General features: G+C 43.1%; 17 protein-coding genes. 15 read left to right on the top strand and 2 right to left on the bottom strand.

The genetic code is table 11. The features are described 5' to 3' along the window. The first annotated feature begins 13 nt into the window (after positions 1–13). From THMIRH_RS07960 to THMIRH_RS07895, 14 genes are all read left to right on the top strand, one after another. The gene (locus tag THMIRH_RS07960; RefSeq protein WP_279585847.1) at positions 14–991 is read left to right on the top strand and encodes a beta-ketoacyl-ACP synthase III; all 978 of its coding nucleotides are present in this window, start codon (positions 14–16) and stop codon (positions 989–991) included. A 14-nt stretch (positions 992–1,005) separates the two neighbouring features. After that, the gene (gene fabD / locus THMIRH_RS07955; RefSeq protein ID WP_173291583.1) at positions 1,006–1,929 is read left to right on the top strand and encodes an ACP S-malonyltransferase; all 924 of its coding nucleotides are present in this window, start codon (positions 1,006–1,008) and stop codon (positions 1,927–1,929) included. Positions 1,930–1,943: 14 nt separating this feature from the next. Further along, on the top strand, positions 1,944–2,681 hold the full coding sequence (gene fabG / locus THMIRH_RS07950) for a 3-oxoacyl-ACP reductase FabG (protein WP_173291582.1): 738 nt from the start codon (positions 1,944–1,946) through the stop codon (positions 2,679–2,681). A gap of 120 nt (positions 2,682–2,801) precedes the next feature. Further along, positions 2,802–3,041, top strand: a complete 240-nt coding sequence (gene acpP / locus THMIRH_RS07945; protein ID WP_173291581.1) for an acyl carrier protein — start codon at positions 2,802–2,804, stop codon at positions 3,039–3,041. A gap of 129 nt (positions 3,042–3,170) precedes the next feature. Then, positions 3,171–4,409, top strand: coding sequence for a beta-ketoacyl-ACP synthase II (gene fabF / locus THMIRH_RS07940; RefSeq protein ID WP_173291580.1), 1,239 nt, complete (start codon positions 3,171–3,173; stop codon positions 4,407–4,409). A gap of 32 nt (positions 4,410–4,441) precedes the next feature. Further along, complete coding sequence (locus THMIRH_RS07935; protein WP_243831414.1) at positions 4,442–5,815, top strand: aminodeoxychorismate synthase component I; 1,374 nt, start codon at positions 4,442–4,444, stop codon at positions 5,813–5,815. Beyond that, positions 5,812–6,702: an aminodeoxychorismate lyase gene (gene pabC / locus THMIRH_RS07930; RefSeq protein ID WP_173291579.1), complete on the top strand. Its 891-nt coding sequence runs from the start codon at positions 5,812–5,814 to the stop codon at positions 6,700–6,702. Before THMIRH_RS07935 ends, pabC begins: the two co-directional genes overlap by 4 nt. After that, positions 6,699–7,706 (top strand): endolytic transglycosylase MltG, encoded by a 1,008-nt coding sequence (gene mltG, locus THMIRH_RS07925; protein WP_173291578.1) that lies wholly within the window; start codon positions 6,699–6,701, stop codon positions 7,704–7,706. Before pabC ends, mltG begins: the two co-directional genes overlap by 4 nt. Positions 7,707–7,768: 62 nt before the next feature. After that, entirely contained in the window at positions 7,769–8,407 is a 639-nt protein-coding gene (gene tmk, locus THMIRH_RS07920) for a dTMP kinase (RefSeq protein ID WP_173291577.1), read from the top strand. Positions 8,408–8,414: 7 nt separating this feature from the next. Next, the gene (gene holB / locus THMIRH_RS07915; protein WP_173291576.1) at positions 8,415–9,425 is read left to right on the top strand and encodes a DNA polymerase III subunit delta'; all 1,011 of its coding nucleotides are present in this window, start codon (positions 8,415–8,417) and stop codon (positions 9,423–9,425) included. After that, positions 9,426–10,208 carry a TatD family hydrolase gene (locus THMIRH_RS07910; protein ID WP_173291575.1) on the top strand — a complete coding sequence of 261 codons (783 nt, stop codon included), beginning with the start codon at positions 9,426–9,428 and terminating at the stop codon, positions 10,206–10,208. An 8-nt stretch (positions 10,209–10,216) separates the two neighbouring features. After that, positions 10,217–12,034 carry an ABC transporter ATP-binding protein gene (locus tag THMIRH_RS07905; RefSeq protein WP_173291574.1) on the top strand — a complete coding sequence of 606 codons (1,818 nt, stop codon included), beginning with the start codon at positions 10,217–10,219 and terminating at the stop codon, positions 12,032–12,034. A gap of 93 nt (positions 12,035–12,127) precedes the next feature. Continuing rightward, on the top strand, positions 12,128–12,553 hold the full coding sequence (locus THMIRH_RS07900) for a rhodanese-like domain-containing protein (RefSeq protein WP_173291573.1): 426 nt from the start codon (positions 12,128–12,130) through the stop codon (positions 12,551–12,553). An 18-nt stretch (positions 12,554–12,571) separates the two neighbouring features. Next, positions 12,572–14,899 (top strand): methyl-accepting chemotaxis protein, encoded by a 2,328-nt coding sequence (locus THMIRH_RS07895; RefSeq protein WP_173291572.1) that lies wholly within the window; start codon positions 12,572–12,574, stop codon positions 14,897–14,899. A 72-nt stretch (positions 14,900–14,971) separates the two neighbouring features. Here THMIRH_RS07895 and THMIRH_RS07890 read toward each other — a convergent pair whose 3' ends face one another. Next, on the bottom strand, positions 14,972–15,331 hold the full coding sequence (locus THMIRH_RS07890; protein WP_173291571.1) for a response regulator: 360 nt from the start codon (positions 15,329–15,331) through the stop codon (positions 14,972–14,974). A 127-nt stretch (positions 15,332–15,458) separates the two neighbouring features. On the opposite strand from THMIRH_RS07890, the gene THMIRH_RS07885 reads away from it, so the two are divergent. Further along, positions 15,459–17,369, top strand: a complete 1,911-nt coding sequence (locus THMIRH_RS07885) for a SurA N-terminal domain-containing protein (RefSeq protein ID WP_173291570.1) — start codon at positions 15,459–15,461, stop codon at positions 17,367–17,369. 125 nt (positions 17,370–17,494) lie between these two features. Here the strand turns inward: THMIRH_RS07885 and THMIRH_RS07880 are convergent, their stop codons facing one another. Continuing rightward, entirely contained in the window at positions 17,495–17,767 is a 273-nt protein-coding gene (locus THMIRH_RS07880; RefSeq protein WP_173291569.1) for a cupin domain-containing protein, read from the bottom strand. Between the last annotated feature and the right edge of the window lie 9 nt (positions 17,768–17,776).

Genomic DNA, 17,776 nt, shown 5'->3' with positions numbered 1-17,776 from the left:
AAAGAATGTTGTCATGAATCAAAGAATCTACAGTCGTATTATTGGAACAGGTGGGTATTTACCTGAAAAAGTCGTCACTAATTTTGACTTAGAAAAGATTGTTGAAACCAGTGATGCATGGATTCGTGAGCGCACGGGTATCGAAGAAAGACGCATAGCCGCCGATGACCAAACAACCTGTGATTTGGCTGAAAAAGCATCCATTGAAGCCCTTAAAATGGCGGCGATAAACTCACAAGAATTAGATTTAATTATTGTGGCAACCACGACGCCTGATAAAACTTTTCCGAGTACGGCTTGTTTGCTACAAACGCGCTTGGGTAATCGTTGCGCGCCAGCTTTTGATATTCAGGCGGTTTGCACGGGCTTTGTTTATGCCTTGAGTGTGGCAGATCAGTTTATCCAAACCGGTATGGCAAAGAAAGTGTTGGTGGTTGGTGCGGAAACGCTGTCTCGTATCACCAACTGGGAAGATCGCAATACTTGCGTGTTGTTTGGCGATGGCGCGGGTGCGGTTATTTTAGAGGCATCGACTAAGCCTGGCATTCTTTCAACACATATACACGCAGATGGTCAATACGAAGAATTGTTACATGTACCTTCGGGTGTTTCAAAGCGTCCACTAACTGACGATATTGCAGAACGCACCATGAGCATGAAAGGCAATGAAGTATTTAAAGTGGCTGTGAATACGCTCAGTTCCATCGCCAGTGAAACCCTAGAAGCTAATGGCATGGTCAAAGAAGATTTAGACTGGCTAGTGCCTCATCAAGCCAATATGCGGATTATTATGGCGACGGCAAAAAAATTAAAATTGCGTGATGACCAAACAGTTATTACCGTTAATAAACACGCGAATACTTCAAGCGCATCTGTGCCTATGGCCTTAAATGAAGCCATTCGTGATGGCCGAATTCAGCGCGGACAAACCTTATTATTAGAAGCCTTTGGTGGTGGATTCACCTGGGGTTCAGCTTTAATTAAATATTGATAGAGAAATTGTTTATGTCATATGCATTTGTATTCCCGGGTCAAGGCTCACAATCGGTTGGTATGTTGGCTGAATTGGCCGCAGAATACCCCTTGGTTACAGACATTTTTGCCAGAGCTTCTGCGGTTTTGGGTTACGATTTGTGGGATGTGGTTCAAAATGGACCAGAAGAAACGCTGAATAAAACCGATGTCACTCAACCCGCCATGTTGACTGCTGGCTATGCCGTTTATCAAGTTTTGTTATCGCAAAAAGCTGTAGCTCCAGCATTTATGGCGGGGCATTCTTTGGGTGAATATACGGCATTGGTTGCTTCAGGTGCCTTAACGCTGGAACAGGGCGTTGAATTGGTTGCCGAGCGTGGGCGCTTAATGCAATCTGCTGTACCAGCGGGTACCGGTGCTATGGCAGCTGTTTTAGGTTTAGAAGATGCTCAGGTTGTTACTGTGTGTGCCGAGGTTGATGGTGTTGTTGAAGCGGTTAATTTTAACTCTCCTGGGCAGGTGGTTATTGCAGGCACAAAAGATGCCGTTGACGAAGCGATCCCCAAAATGGAAGCCGCTGGCGCAAGTCGTGTTGTGCCTTTAGCCGTGAGTGTACCGTCTCATTGTTCACTCATGAAACCGGCGGCAGATGCTTTAGCCATTAAGTTGTCTACCATGGACTTTAATTTGCCGACAGTGCCGGTGTTACATAATGTGGCGGTAGAATCTTATCAAGATGTCGCGCAAATTAAACAAGCGCTGGTGGCCCAATTGTATCAACCTGTGCAATGGGTAAAAACCGTTCAGACGATGCAGGCGCAGGGTGTGACAGATTTATATGAGTTGGGGCCAGGCAAAGTATTGATGGGGCTTAACCGTCGAATTGATCGCAAAATGGGTATGAAGCCTGTTTTAGATGTTGCTTCGCTGAATGCAGCGCTTGAAACGCTATAAATAAGGAATTTAAAATGTTATCTGGAAAAATTGCATTTGTAACCGGCGCTAGCCGTGGAATTGGTAAGGCGATAGCCTTGGATTTGGCTAAGAATGGCGCAACGGTCATCGGGACAGCGACTTCTGATTCAGGTGCTGCAAATATTACCGAATATTTGGCAGAGTTTGGTGGCGTTGGCAAATGTTTAAATGTCACAGATGGTCAAATGATTACCGATGTATTGGCTGAAATTACAGAGCAGTTTGGTGTTCCCACTATTTTGGTGAATAACGCAGGGATTACTCGCGATAACCTTTTGATGCGTATGAAAGACGAGGAATGGGATGATATTATTCAAACCAATTTAACCTCAGTATTCCGTATGTCTAAGGCTTGTTTGCGCGGCATGATGAAAGCTAAAGGTGGTTGTATTATCAATATCGCATCTGTTGTGGGTGTTATGGGTAATGCAGGTCAAACCAATTATGCAGCAGCTAAGGCCGGTATTATGGGCTTTACCAAATCTTTGGCACGCGAAGTGGGTTCAAAGAATGTCACGGTTAATACCGTTGCACCTGGTTTTATAGATACCGATATGACGCGTGCTTTACCTCAAGAGCAAAGAGATGCTTTGGCACAACAAATCCCTCTGAAACGCTTGGGTGAGCCAGAAGATATTGCCAGAACCGTGACCTTTTTGGCGTCGCAAGGCGGCACTTATATTACAGGCCAAACCATTAATGTGAATGGTGGCATGTATATGTCGTCTTGATTTGTTTAGGGTGGTTTTTCTAGGCTGTTAAAAAAGCTTGATAAAAAATCCACTTGGAGCGAAAATACACCACAAACATTATGTTGATAAAAATTTTTAAACAAAAAACCGGAGTATTCCATGAGCAGTATTGAAGAAAGAGTTAAGAAAATCGTTGTTGAGCAACTAGGTGTTGAAGAATCTCAAGTAACACCAGATGCATCATTCATTGACGATTTAGGTGCAGATTCTCTTGATACAGTTGAACTAGTTATGGCTTTAGAAGAAGAATTTGATTGCGAAATTCCTGATGAAGAAGCTGAAAAAATCTCTACACTTGCACAAGCAACTGCTTATGTGAATGCCCACCTAGAAGCTTAATTCTTAGGTCAGTAGAACAAAAAAGCCGTCTTGACGGCTTTTTTTGTTTTTAACGGAGAGTTAATTTTCTAGTCTCTAAGGTTAGGGTTTAAAAAATTAAATTTTATTGAAATTTTTGAGGATTAAATTTTGAGCAAGCGCCGCGTTGTGATTACTGGATTGGGTTGTGTAACACCTTTGGGAAATAATGTTAAGGATACCTGGGATGCGATTTTGGCTGGTAAAAGTGGTATTGCCCCTTTAACAGGCTTTGATACCACAGGTTTTGCCGTTACTTTTGGCGGTGAAATTAAGGGATTTAATATAGAAGATTATATCTCTGCCAAAGAAGCCAAAAAGATGGACCCCTTTATTCACTATGGCATGGCGGCCGGTACTCAAGCTTTGTTAGACTCCGGTTTAGAAGTCACGGAAGAAAATGCTTTTAGAATTGGCGTCTCCATAGGTTCAGGGATCGGTGGGATTTCATCTATTGAGAAGCAACACGCTACTTTAGTCAATTCTGGACCAAGACGCGTATCGCCATTTTTTGTACCCAGCTCAATCATTAACATGATTTCAGGCAACCTTTCTATTATGCATGGTTTAAAAGGTCCTAATTTAGCCATCAGTACCGCCTGTGCCACGGGAACTCACTCCATTGGCGATGCAGCACGCTTAATCCAATTTGGGGATGTCGATGTCATGGTCGCTGGTGGCGCAGAATATGCCACAACGCCTTTAGGTGTGGCAGGCTTTGCAGCCGCTAAAGCCTTGTCTACTCGAAACGATGATCCTCTAAGCGCCAGTCGTCCTTGGGATAAAGGTCGTGATGGATTTGTACTCAGTGATGGTGCGGGTGTTGTGGTTTTGGAAGAGTATGAACACGCCAAAGCTCGCGGGGCTCGAATTTATGCTGAGTTTATGGGCTTTGGAATGTCGGGTGATGCTTATCACATGACTAAGCCAGCAGACGGAGGAGAAGGTGGTGCTCGCTGTGTCAAACAAACATTGCTGAATGCAGGCTTAAATCCTGATCAAATTCAGTACATCAATGCGCATGGTACTTCAACCCCAGCGGGTGATGTGTGTGAAGCGGCGGCGGTAAAATCAGTGTTTGGACAACATGCTTATAACCTAACCGTTAGTTCTACCAAATCCATGACAGGCCACGCCCTCGGTGCTGCTGGAGGGATGGAAGCTGTATTTACCGCTTTAGCGATTTATGAGCAAGTGATGCCCCCCACCATGAACCTTGAAGACCCAGAAGAAGGCTGTGATTTGGATTTTGTGCAAGGTGAAGCGCGTCAAGCTAAGATTGATTACGCCCTATCAAACTCTCTTGGTTTTGGTGGCACCAATGCGTCGATTATTTTAGGCAAGCTCTGATGCGGAGCCTAGTTTAGTTGGCCTCGTCAAATTTGATTCAAATCCAGAGTCCGCATTATGCAGACCTGGATTTTTTAGACTTACATCAAGCGTTTCCTGAGCGTTATCCTTTCTTGCTGGAAAGTGTCGCTCATGGCAGTTTGGGCGCGTTTGATATTTTGTTTGCTTATCCACAGCACACCATCACTTGCCAAAATTTAGAGGATGCCGCTGGTTTTATTGAAAAATTTAATCAAGCGTTTTTGCAAACATCCTTGCCTTCATCTTTAGCCGATGATTTAGATGAACATTTGCCATTTCGTGGCGGATGGTTTGGCTATTTTAGCTATGACTATGCCAATGTCGTTGAGCCCTCTTTAAATTTACCCATGTCTGATTTGCCTTTGGCAACGCTCACCAGAATGCCTGCGGCTTTGATTAAGCAACACGCCACTGAGTCGTTATTTTTATTGGCGGAGTTTGAGTTTCAAACACTTTTGCCTCAAATAGAAGCAGATATTGCCAGCGTTCTAGCTGTTAATCATGCCCCCCAAGCAACTAAAACTGTCAATTCATCAGTGATTTTGAGTGCCTCGGAAGAGCCAGAAACCAAGTATTTGTCTGGTGTGGAAGCGATTAAGGATTACATTTTATCGGGTGATAATTTCCAAGTAAATTTATCCCGTGAATGGTCAGTTGCTTTAGACGGTGACAATTATGCAGATGTTTATCGGGCATTACGGAAGCATAATCCTGCGCCTTTTGCGGCTTGTGTTCATTTTGGCGATTGGCAATTGCTCAGCTCATCGCCCGAGCGCTTGGTGAAGTATCAGCATCCTTGGGTAGAAACACGGCCCATTGCTGGTACTCGCAAACGCAGCACCGATGCCTTGGCGGATCAAGCCTTGATAGACGAGTTGATTTCACATCCCAAAGAGCGTGCTGAACATATTATGCTGATTGACTTGGAACGCAATGATTTGGGACGAATTTGTCAGCCCGGAACGGTTGAAGTCAATGAGTTGATGGTGGTTGAAACCTATGAGCATGTACATCACATTGTTTCCAATATTCGCGGCAAACTGCAAGCAGGAATGTTGCCTTTAGACATTATTCATGCCGTTTTCCCTGGGGGAACCATTACGGGTTGCCCTAAGGTGCGTTGTATGGAAATCATCGCTGAACTTGAGCAAATGCCAAGAAAGGCTTACACAGGTTCGCTGGGTTATATCAACCATGATGGCTCTTTAGATTTTAATATTCTCATTCGAACCATGCTCATGCAAGGCAATCAAGTGACTTTTCGGGCAGGAGCGGGCATAGTCGCCGATTCGATAGCGGATAAAGAATTGGAAGAAACCCGCCATAAAGCCAAAGGTCTTATTAACGCGCTCAATCATGTGAAGTTTGGATTATCGTCTAAATGATATGGGTGGATGGTCAGCAACAAGAGGTTATGCCAGCTTGCGATAGAGGTTTGGCCTATGGCGATGGTTTTTTTACCACCATGCTCGTCATCAATGGCCAGTTGGTAAACTGGCTAAGACATGAACAGCGTTTAAAAGAAGCGTCAGAACGCTTAAAGTTTCCGGTATTAAACTGGAAAAGTTTACAGCAAATGTGTCAGAGCGCATTGGCGTCAATATCGCAGAGCGAACCAGCGGTGATCAAAATCATAGTGACTCGCGGATGCGGCGGTAAAGGCTATCAACCTTTACCCAGCTCAGAGGCTACCCCGCGTATTTTAGTGCAAACCTTGCCTTATCCCGCAACTGATAAAACGGCCGTTAAAATCGCTTCTAAAACCGTTAAAAATGACCAGGCCTGGTCGTTTTTTTGCGTAAAAGCACAAATTTGTCAGACCCTTTGGAGCCAAAACAAACAGTTGGCAGGGCTAAAACACCTCAATCGGCTTGATAATGTTTTAGCGCGTAATGAGTTGGCAGAGGGCATGTCTGAAGGCATTATGTTGGATGCTGCTGGTCGAGTGATTTCGGGAACTCAATCCAATATTGTATTGCTAAAAGGTAAAACTTTATTAACGCCTAATTTAGATTCATGTGGCATTCAGGGTACTTTTTTGGCCAGCTTAAAAAACTGGGCACCGACGATGGGGTATGATTGGCAAGAAGTCGATTTTGATTTGGCATTTTTAAACCAGGTTGATGAAGTCTTTTTTTGTAATGCCGTGCGTGGCATTATGTCCATGGAAAGTTTAGAAGGCCAGCCTTGGTCTATCAAACAAGGTCAAGCGCTACACCAGCAAATAATGACCTATTTAACCAACCCAACCTTTGAAGAGAAGGCTCAATGAAAAAACTTAAACTCTTATTATGGACGCTGTTGAGCAGTTTCTTAGTGATTATGTTGTCGGTAGAGGGATGGAGTTTTTATCGCTTTGTCACTCAGCCCATCAGTTTTACCGAGCTGGAAACTAAGCCGGTTTTAACCATTCCAGAGGGGCGTTCGGCAAAACAAGTTGCAAACCTGTTGTATCAACAAAAATTGCTGCATCATCCGACTTGGTTTGTTTGGGTTTTAAAGTACGAAGGTAAAAGTGCATCTCTAAAAGCAGGCGAGTTTGAAATTAACCCTCAGTGGACGGTTCATGAATTAATTGATGCGTTGGTTGCTGGTAAAACGGTGCAATATCCGGCAACCTTGATTGCAGGCAAAACGGTTGCCCAAAATATGGCATTGTTAAAAAGTTTAAATCCTCAACTGAAAGAATCGAATGAATCATTGGAGAGTGTGTTAAAAAAGCAGCTTAATTTGACACATCTTGAAGGACAGTTTTTACCCGAAACCTATCATTATTCTAGAGAAGATTCTGCAGTATCCCTTTGGGTTAGAGCGCATCAAGCGCTTCAAAAAACCTTAGAGCAGACTTGGGATAATTGCCAAGAAGGACTGCCGATTAAAACGCCGCAGCAATTACTGATTTTGGCATCCATCGTTGAAAAAGAATCTGGAGATGCTGCCGAGCGCCCAATGATTGCCGCTGTGTTTTTAAACCGACTACGCAAGGGGATGCGTTTGCAATCTGACCCCACCATTATTTATGGCATGGGCGATGCCTTTAATGGCAATATTCGCAAAAAAGATATACTGGCACTGACGCCCTATAATACCTACCGCATCAATGGGTTGCCGCCAACGCCGATTGCTTTGGCCAGTCGCAATGCGCTAGAGGCTGTGTGCCATCCTGCGGAAACGCATGCCTTATACTTTGTGGCGAAAGGGCAAGGGCAGCATCATTTTTCTGAAACTTTGATTGAACATAATCAAGCGGTCAGAACCTATCAGCTATCAAATTAAGTTTTTAGCTGAATTTTTTAACTGAATTATCTCACTCAGTGTTTTATGACTAAGGTTTTTGTATGAGTTTACACGGCAAATTTATTACCCTTGAAGGCACAGAAGGTGCCGGTAAATCCACCAATTTAAAGTATATTGAAGCCTGGTTGGCTCAAAAGGGCATTGAATTGGTGGTGACGCGTGAACCAGGGGGTACGCCCATCAGTGAAGCGGTTCGCGGTATTTTATTAAATACCGAATTTACAGAAATGACCGCTAATACTGAGTTGTTATTAATGTTTGCCGCACGCAATCAACACATAGAAGAGAAAATATTACCCGCATTACAAGCCGGAAAATGGGTGGTTTCGGATAGATTTACCGATGCGTCCTATGCCTATCAAGGCGCAGCTCGAGGTTTGGAGTTTGATCGCATTGCGTCACTGGAACATTGGGTTCAGCAAGGCTTTCAACCTGATTTAACCTTTGTATTTGATTTACCCATTGAAGTGGGCATGCAGCGCGTTAAAGCCCGCGGTGGCCAAACCGATCGGTTTGAACAAGAAAAAGCCGACTTCTTTGAAAAAGTTCGCGATGCCTACTTACAAAGAGCCGCTTTAGCGCCACAACGCTATGCGGTTTTAAATGCGGCTAAAACCCTTGAAGAAGTTCAAGCGGAAATAGACACTCACCTGCTCACATTGTTGCAGCATCAAGGCTGAATAAAAGATGGCATTTCAAGCTCCAAAATATCCTTGGCAAACTGAACTTTGGCAGTCTTGGTTAAGCCAAAATGACCGTTTAGCGCACGCTTATTTATTAACCGGTTCTGATGGTATTGGTTTAACGCAATTTGCATTGGATATGGCGCAAACTTTATTGTGTCACCATCCAAATCACAGCCAAGGTGCTTGTGGTGAGTGTTCGCAATGCCATTTATTTGAACAAATGAGTCATCCGGATTTTTATTCACTAGAAGTGTTAGAAGATAAAAAAGAAGTGGGCATTGATCAAGTTCGCGCCTTGAATGCCAAGTTGTTTCAAACGGCGCATCAAGGCGGATATCAAGTGGCTTTGATTAAGCAAGCGGAACACTTAAACACCAGTGCCTTCAATGCTTTGTTAAAAACCATTGAAGAGCCGCCAGCCAAAACGGTCATAATTTTAACGGCCTATCAACCCAGTCGTTTACCCGCAACGATTAAAAGCCGTTGTGCACTGCTGCGTTTTGCCAAACCAAGCCTTGAAACTGCCCAGGCCTGGTTAAAATTAGCGCTGCCAGAAGCAGATGACGCGCTGATTAAAAAGAGTTTACGCATTAATTGGGGCGCGCCACTGCAAGCCTTAGACTGGATTAATGATAAGCAGTTTGAAACTGAGCAAGCCTGGCAAGACAGTTTGGTGCAATTGATGCAAGGACAATTGGGTGTTTCACAGGCAGTCGATAAATGGAAAAAATGGTCAAAGCCCGAAGTCGTGTTTGATTATTTTTATCTATGGACTGTTCAAAGAATTCGAGCGGCGAGCTACCAACAAAAGTTCCCGCTCAATCACGATTGGTTGCGTTTTCAGCAACAAGTGCTGGTCGCTCAACAGGCTTGGGACGGCAACGGCAATAAAGAATTAATTTTAGAAAATCTTTGCATGGATTGGGTGGCGTTAAATCAACAAGGTCACCTGCCAGATATTTCGCCAGAAGCGAATCCCATGCAAGGATTATTGTTAAGAGGAATGTTGTAAATGATTGTGGATTCTCATTGCCACTTAAATATCTTACCATCCGAACAGGTTGGGTCGATTGAGGCAGTCATCGCCAAAGCACAAGAATTGGGGGTTACCCGAATGCTGACGGTGGCGATTAGTCCTGATAAGTGGGCAGAAAATTTGGCTTTAGCAGAACAATATGCGCCAGTTTTTGCCTCAGTGGGTATTCATCCTTGCGAGGATGAAAGTGTTCAGGTTACAGATGAAGCACTCATAGCCGCGGCCTCGCATCCCAAAGTGATTGCTATCGGTGAAGTGGGTTTGGATTACTTCCATTTTGAGGCGGATACTCAAGATATGGAGTGGCAAAAAAACCGTTTTCGCCAGCATATTCGTATCGCGAAACAGCTAAATAAACCGCTGATTATTCACACCAGAAATTCTACCCCCGATTGCTTGGCGATTTTGGCAGAAGAAAATGCCCAAACCGTTGGCGGTATTATGCATTGCTTTGTTGAGGATTTAGACACTGCCCAAAAGGCTATTGCGCTTAATTTTTATATTTCCTTTTCCGGCATAGTTACCTTTAAAAACGCCAAAGAGTTAAAGGAGGTCGCGCGCGTTTTACCTTTAGACAAAATATTGGTAGAAACGGACTCTCCCTATTTAGCCCCCATGCCTTATCGAGGCAAAACCAATCAACCCGGCTACACGCGTTATGTGGTTGAGGAAATTGCCAAGTTAAAAGGTCTGGCAGTTGAAGAGGTTGCTTTAGCGACCACGGATAATTTTAATCGTTTGTTTCATTTACAAAACTGAGTCTAATCATGAGATCAATGGCACAAGATTTACCTAAAAAAATCGGTCCTGTTACCGGACAATATTCTTGGGAACGCATTTATGATTTGGTGATTCGTCATAAATCGCGCTTGATTAAAGCACACTTTATCGCCTTGTTTGCCATGTTATCTACTGTGGCGCTCCCCATGCTACTCCCTTTATTAGTTGATGAAGTCCTACTAAATCAACCGGGATTTATCGTCAATTCTTTAAATGAATTTATCCCGCAAAATTGGCAAACGGCACTGGGCTATATATTAATCATTACCGTGATTACCATATTATTGCGCTTAATTGGCGTGGTGTTAGGTGTTTGGCAAATGCAGCAATTTACACTGATTAGTAAAGAGGTGACCTATCAAATTCGTAACGATTTGCTAGGGCGGGTGCAAAAAGTTGCTATGGTGCAATATGAAACCTTAGGCAGTGGCAGCGTTTCTTCCACGATGGTCAGTGATGTTAATAGCATTGATAACTTTTTAGGCACAACGGTTGGTAAGCTTGTCATTGCAGTATTTTCCTTGATAGGTGTTTCTGTGGTATTGATTTGGCTTAACTGGCAGTTAGCGTTATTTATTATTCTGATGAATCCTTTGGTGGTTTATTTCACGATGGTAATGGGACGCCAAGTTAAAACTCTCAAAAAAAATGAAAACTCTGCCATAGAAATTTTTCAGCAGTCTTTAACCGAAACCCTAGATGCATTACAGCAAGTGAGAGTTTCAAATCAAGACAGTTCATTTTTTGATCGAATTCGCGGCAAAGCGCACGACATCAAAACTCATTCTGAAGCCTTTACTTGGCGTTCAGATGCGGCATCTCGTTTATCATTTTTAATTTTTTTAGTCGGCTTTGATATTTTTAGAGGCGTTGGCATGATGATGGTGGTGCTGTCTGACCTATCAATTGGCCAGATGATGGCAGTATTTGGTTATCTGTGGTTTATGATGGGACCGGTACAGGAAATTTTAGCCATTCAATATGGATTTAGTGCCGCCAGTGGCGCTCTGCAACGCATCAATAATGTCTTAGATTTAAAACAAGAAACGCCTTATCCTGCTGAAAGAAACCCTTTTAAAGAAAGCACGCAACCGATTGCGGTTTCGGTAAAAGGCTTGAGTTTTCAATATCCTGGCAAAACAGAATCTGTTTTAAATAATTTATCTTTTGATATTCATCCAGGCGAAAAACTGGCTTTGGTGGGCGCAAGTGGCGGCGGTAAAACTACGCTGGTACAGCTGTTGCTTGGACTATACGATCATTCGGACGGTCAAATTTGTTATAACGATGTTCCTTTGGAACAAATTGGCCAAGATGTGGTACGCCAAAATGTCGCCATCGTGTTGCAAACCCCGATGCTTTTTCATCAAAGTATTCGCTTTAACTTAACTTTAGGGGGTAAAATTGCGGATGATGAATTGTGGGCTGCGTTGGATATGGCTCAAATGAAGTCAGTCGTTGAGGAATTAGAAGAAGGACTGGATTCTGTCGTTGGGCGCAATGGTATTAAATTATCTGGCGGACAGCGCCAACGATTGGCTATAGCCAGAATGATTTTGCAGAACCCCAGAGTGGTGATTATGGATGAAGCCACTTCTGCATTAGATATGGAAACTGAGCGTAAACTCTATGAAGATTTGGCGCCGTTTTTTGCCGGAAGAACCACTTTGATTGTGGCGCATAGACTCAGCTCTATTAAGCAAGCCGATAGAATTTTAGTGTTTGAAGATGGTCATATTATAGAAACAGGCAGTCATGACGAACTCTTGGAGAAGGGTGGTACTTATCACCGCTTGTACCGCTAGTTTAACGATAAAAGTATTTAAAGAATGATGATTAGGCATTTATTTTAGTACTAAAATTTGGCATAAAATGCCACAGGTAACAGGGTGTTAGATATGAAAAGACATTTGATTTTAAGCCAAGGGATGACTTTGGCTTTGAGTTGGCTAGTAAGCCTGAGCGTATTAGCGGCAGGGCCCTCTGCAGAAACAGTAGAGGGTGCTAAAACAATTGATGCTCAAGAAGCAAAAGCGCTCTGGTTAAAGGGGGCAGCTTTTATTGATACGCGCAGCTCTTCAGACTGGGAAACGGGTCGTATTCCTGGTGCACTGCACATCAATGTTAAAAATCCAGAATTTAATCCAAATTATATTGGTCAATATGTCGCTAAAGATCAACCAGTGGTGAGCTACTGCAATGCAGAGCTTTGCCATAGAGCGCAAAAGGGCGCCGAGTTACTGGTTAAGTTTGGTTACACCCAAGTCTATTATTTTCGATTAGGGTTTCCATCATGGAAAAACGCTCAATTTCCCTACGAATAATCTAAGCCGGAGTCTTATATGAAACAAACATCTTTAAAAAGACGCTTAGAAGTTTTTACTGTACTGGTGGTTTTGATGACGGTAGGGATTTTTGGGGCTGTTTTTATGGTCAACCAATATCAAGCGCAACAACAACTTAAAACGTCACTCAGTGAAAAGCAAAAAGTGGTCACACAACTGATGGTGGGTGAGGCAGTTGCCGAAATGGAAAGAAGTATTTTTTCATTTACGCGCGACGAAAAATTACTGTCAGCCATTAAGGCTGGCGATTTAAAAGGTATTGCGGCCAAAGCTAACACCGTAGCTAATTTACTAGAGGCCACGGGGGTGATTTCCAATCTCAGAATTTTAGATGGTAACAACCAAATCTTGTTCACTCGTCAAGAATCTGAGTCAGGCGTATATCCTTTAAAGCTGGCTGAACAGGCTAGAAATCAGATGATGCTTAAGAATGGCATCGAAAAAGTGGGTAATGCCATTCCTGAGATTCATTTTGTATTTCCGATTGCGCCCAAAGGGCAGTTGATTGCAGTGATCGATTTAGCACTCAGTTTAGATGCCATTATTGGCAACGAAGCCCGCGTGTCTGGCAATGAATTGTTTCTGTTTGATACTCAAAAATCGCTCATCACTGGCTCTAAAGACGAGTTGACCGCTCCGTTAAACGGTTTAGGATTGGATGTATCTGAGTTTTTACTGACAGATTTAGATTTTCAAAATAATGTTTATCATGTCGTAAGTCAGCCATTATCAGATTTTGAAGGTAAGCCAATTGCACACTTGGTTTCGCTGACCAATGGCACAGAGCTTAAAAACGCCGAAAAAACAGCCTTTAATGTCGGCATGCTGTTGGTGATTATTTGGTTGCTCATAGCTTATTTTGCAGTTAAGTTTTTGTTGTCTAAAGCCTTTAAACCTCTAGATGAAATGCTTGGGATGGTTGAAACTATTCAAAAAACAGGCCAGTTAAATAATCGTATTAGCGTAGCTACTAATGATGAAATTGGCCGAGCGGCTTGTGCAAACAACAATTTAATTGGCATGGTTGAAAATGCCTTGAAAGAGGTCAATCAAGTCATGCAAGCCGTTGCGGGCGGTGATTTTACCAAGCGTATTCAAGGTCAATATGTGGGGGCATTTGAAGATCTTAAAACTTCAACCAATAAGTCTATCTCCAGTGTTGACCATACCATGCGCGAACTCAATAGCGTGGTCAGAGCGCTAGAGGCTGGCGACCTGACGGTTCGTATGAATGAAAAAGTTCCTGGCGAAATTCGTTTGTCGGTCGACAAAACCATGACCTCTATGCAAGAAGTCATGGAAGATGTAAATAGAGTACTTACCGCCATGGAAAAAGGTGATTTTACCCAGCAAGTACAGGTTCAATCGCAAGGTGAGTTTGGAAAATTGTCGAGCCGTATCAATGTTCGCGTTCAACAAACCGGTAAAGCATTAGAAGAAATTTCGGTTGTGATTGCCGGTTTGGCTGAGGGTGATTTCACGCGCCAAGTCAGTGCGCAATACGAAGGTAAGTTTGGTGAAGTGGTCAAATTGTTAATGCAATCTAGTCAAAACCTATCAAACCTAATTGCTCAGACGCGTCAAGGCGTGGTGAATTTGGTGGATAATGTGAATCAAATCCATCATGGCAGCCAAGATTTGAATGATAGAACGCAAAGACAAGCCGCCTCTTTAGAAGAAACCACGGCCACCATGCAAGCCATCACTCAAGCGGTTGCCCAAACCTCTGACAACGCTCGATCTGCCAATCAATTGGCGGCCTCGGCAAGATCTCAGGCCGACAAGGGCGCTGTGATTATGCGCTCTACCATTGATTCGATGAGCAATATTAAAACCGCTTCTCATAAAATTGAAGAGATCATTTCGTTAATTGACAGCATTGCTTTCCAAACCAACTTGTTAGCCTTAAACGCCGCGGTTGAAGCGGCAAGAGCGGGTGAACATGGTCGAGGATTTGCCGTTGTGGCTGGAGAGGTGAGAAACTTAGCCGGTAAGTCATCTGATGCGGCAAGAGATATTAAATCCTTAATCGAAAATGCGGTTCAAGCCGTAGATGAAGGCACTCAGCGTGCTGAAGATTCAGATGCCGCTTTGCAAGGCATTATCGAGTCGATTCGTAAAGTAGGGGATATTGTTTCTGAAATTACAGCAGCGTCTAATGAGCAATCCACATCGATTAACCAAATTGGGATGGCCATTTCTGAAATTGACCAAGTGACGCAACAAAATGCCGCTTTGGTAGAAGAAACCTCTGCGGCAGCAGAAACCATGCGAGATGAAGCCGATGCTTTAACTGGACTGGTGTCGCAGTTTAAAGTGAAATAAATCTGAGTCATTCAAAAAACAAAACCCGCGAAAGCGGGTTTTATTTTTTTGGGTACTGAGTCAAAATGTGTTTTAGCTAACCACTTTTTGGATGATCCCTGGAAGTTTTTGAGGGTCAAAAGGTTTTACAATCCAACCCGTTGCGCCGCCTTCTTTACCTTTGGCTTTCATTTCTGGGCTGGCTTCTGTCGTCATCATCAAAATGGGCGTGAACTTATAGGCGGCTAATTTGCGCGCTTCAGTTAAGAAAGTAATGCCATCCATCACCGGCATATTCACATCAGAGATAATCACATCAAACTGCTTAAGTTGAAGAGCGTCCAGGCCTTCTTGACCATTTTCTGCAAGGGTTAATTGATAATCCCTTCCCAAAACCATTTCTACTAATTTTCTCATAGAAGATGCGTCATCAATATATAAAACACTGGTCATTTGTTGCTCACTTTTGTCTAATCAAATAATAGTAAACAATAATAGCACAGGATAGTTCATAAATAACCCTGAAAACACCATGATACCTTGTTAAAATAGTGTTTTTATTTTTCTAGGGAAAGGTCGGATGTTACGAGCCATTAGAGAACACGCTCAAGGATGGATTGCTTGGGTTATAGTTGGATTGATTATTCTCACGTTTGCGTTGTTCGGTATTGAACAATATGCAAAAGGCGATAAAACCGTTGTGGTTGCGACTGTCAACGGTGAAGACATCACTGCCAGTCAGTTTTTAACGCTCTATAACCGTCAAAAAAATCGGTTACAGCAGCAGTTTGGCGAGATGTATGACCAAGTAGTCAAAGACGAACAGTTGCGTGATGAAGTCATGCAAGCCTTGGTTGAGTCGGAAGCCATTCGTCAATGGGCGGATAAGCATAATCTTAGAGTGTCTGACCAGCAGTTGGCGATGACTATTCATTCAGCATCGGTTTTTCAAAAAGATGGCAAGTTTGACCAAACGGTTTATGAAGATATTTTGGCGCGTAATGGCTTAAGTGTTGCACGTTTTGAATATGAACAACGTCAGTTTTTAATTGAAAATCAAATGCGCCAATTGACACAATCCTCAGCCATGGCCATGCCTGCCCAAGTCGATAGTTTGGTGGCTTTGCAAACACAACAAAGATCTTTTAATTATCTGCGTGTTGATCAGCGACCATTTCTAGCCAAAGCAACCGTCACGGATGCAGAAGTGGATGGCTATTATGCCGATCACATGGCTGATTATGTTGCGCCTGAGCAAGTTAGTCTAAATTACATTGAGTTGTCACAAGATGAATTGGCAAAAAACTTAGCGGTGAGTGCAGATGATTTGTCGGCTTATTATGAAGCCAATAAAAATAGCTTTGTGATTCCTGAAAAACGTCAAGCAAGTCATATTTTGATCCGTACCACGCCAGGCAGTGAAGCTTCGGAGAAAGAGGCTTTAGCAAAAATTCAAGAAGTTCAAAAAGAATTGACCGCTGGTGCTGATTTTGCGGAATTGGCAAAGAAATACTCTCAAGACCCGGGTTCTGCTAAGTTAGGCGGTGATTTAGGGTTATTTCAACAGGGCATGATGGTGCCTGAGTTTGACGAAGCTGTGTTTACGATGCAAGAAGGTCAAACCAGTGAGCCTATCAAAACTGACTTTGGATATCACCTAATTAAGTTAATTAAAATTGAACCTAAAGTCATTCAAGCGTTTGATAAGGTCAAAGACCAGGTGGATTCTGCTTATCGTGCGCAAGAAGCTGAAAAACAGTATTTTGATTTGTTAGAAAAAATGAGCACCGCAGCTTATGAGCAGTCTGACTCTTTAATTCCAGCGGCTGATGCTGTCGGTTTAACGGTAAAAACCACGCCTTTGTTTCAAAAACAAGGTGGCGATTCGCCGATTACAACCAATGCTAAAGTATTAGAAGCAGCCTTTTCAGAGGATGTTTTAAAAAATAAATTGAACAGTGCCGCGATTGAAATGTCGCCTAAGTCTTCAGTGGTGGTTAGAGTTGCTGATTATGTTGCCGAAAGACAAAAGCCATTTGCTGAAGTCCGCGAAGCCGTTGTCACTGAGTTAAAACGCCTATCAGCGGTTAAAGCATCTGGCGAATTGGCAGCGTCTTTATTCGAAAAAGTGAAGCAGGGTGCTGAGATAAAGTCCCTTGAAGCGCCGGGGATTGAATGGACGGTTGTGGGATGGGTTGGTCATGAAAACCGTAGCGTATTACCGCAAATTACCCAAACTGTTTTTAAAATGCCAAAACCCGCTGAAAATGCGTCAACTTATCAAGTGATGCAATTATCAACGGGTGATTCACTGGTATTGGAATTAGCAGGCGTTAAGCAAGCAGAGCAAGCTTTACCGGCTGAGCAATTAACGCAATTAAAAGATACTTTGGTTGAGATTTATGGCACGGCGGAAGTCGATGCCCGAATTAAAACCCTGGTAAGTGAAGCGACAGTTGAGAAAAAGTCGGTTTATAAAACCTTAAAGTAATCTACATACCCGTTAGCAGTATGCACTAAGCCCCTTAATTGGGGCTTTTTGTTATCTAAAACGTGGTTTAAAAAAGAGGTTTGAAGACCAAAATTTAACCAGGCCTGGTTGTTTTTTGGCGCTTTTTAAGCAAATTGATAGTGTTTTTTGACAGCCTTTTGAATATCCCAGCGGCAAGTCAGTCCTTTGGGGAAAGTGACCAAATCCCCCGCCCCAAAGCTAACCGCTTCTCCCTTACCATAAGAAACGACCACTTGGCCTTCTAATAGGTAACAAGTCTCTTCAGCGTCATAAAACCAATCAAAAGCAGAACTCTCTTTTTCCCAAATAGGCCAATTGAATACGCCCAGTGTTTGTAATTGGTCTTGCGAGGGTTGGTGTTGAATGTGAATGGTCATGTTTGTCAG

Source organism: Thiosulfativibrio zosterae (assembly GCF_011398155.1).
In the GTDB taxonomy this organism is placed as follows: domain Bacteria; phylum Pseudomonadota; class Gammaproteobacteria; order Thiomicrospirales; family Thiomicrospiraceae; genus Thiosulfativibrio; species Thiosulfativibrio zosterae.
The sequence above is the reverse complement of the archived record's forward strand: the minus strand, read 5'-3'. Positions and strand labels throughout refer to the sequence as shown.

Coding starts and splice junctions, on each gene's coding strand:
- pabC (WP_173291579.1), top strand. CDS start 5,812: ATGATATGGGTGGATGGTCAGCAACAAGAGGTTATGCCAGCTTGCGAT.
- THMIRH_RS07880 (WP_173291569.1), bottom strand. CDS start 17,767: ATGACCATTCACATTCAACACCAACCCTCGCAAGACCAATTACAAACA.
- THMIRH_RS07885 (WP_173291570.1), top strand. CDS start 15,459: ATGTTACGAGCCATTAGAGAACACGCTCAAGGATGGATTGCTTGGGTT.
- THMIRH_RS07960 (WP_279585847.1), top strand. CDS start 14: ATGAATCAAAGAATCTACAGTCGTATTATTGGAACAGGTGGGTATTTA.
- mltG (WP_173291578.1), top strand. CDS start 6,699: ATGAAAAAACTTAAACTCTTATTATGGACGCTGTTGAGCAGTTTCTTA.
- THMIRH_RS07910 (WP_173291575.1), top strand. CDS start 9,426: ATGATTGTGGATTCTCATTGCCACTTAAATATCTTACCATCCGAACAG.
- acpP (WP_173291581.1), top strand. CDS start 2,802: ATGAGCAGTATTGAAGAAAGAGTTAAGAAAATCGTTGTTGAGCAACTA.
- THMIRH_RS07905 (WP_173291574.1), top strand. CDS start 10,217: ATGAGATCAATGGCACAAGATTTACCTAAAAAAATCGGTCCTGTTACC.
- fabD (WP_173291583.1), top strand. CDS start 1,006: ATGTCATATGCATTTGTATTCCCGGGTCAAGGCTCACAATCGGTTGGT.
- holB (WP_173291576.1), top strand. CDS start 8,415: ATGGCATTTCAAGCTCCAAAATATCCTTGGCAAACTGAACTTTGGCAG.
- THMIRH_RS07895 (WP_173291572.1), top strand. CDS start 12,572: ATGAAACAAACATCTTTAAAAAGACGCTTAGAAGTTTTTACTGTACTG.
- tmk (WP_173291577.1), top strand. CDS start 7,769: ATGAGTTTACACGGCAAATTTATTACCCTTGAAGGCACAGAAGGTGCC.
- THMIRH_RS07890 (WP_173291571.1), bottom strand. CDS start 15,331: ATGACCAGTGTTTTATATATTGATGACGCATCTTCTATGAGAAAATTA.
- THMIRH_RS07900 (WP_173291573.1), top strand. CDS start 12,128: ATGAAAAGACATTTGATTTTAAGCCAAGGGATGACTTTGGCTTTGAGT.
- fabG (WP_173291582.1), top strand. CDS start 1,944: ATGTTATCTGGAAAAATTGCATTTGTAACCGGCGCTAGCCGTGGAATT.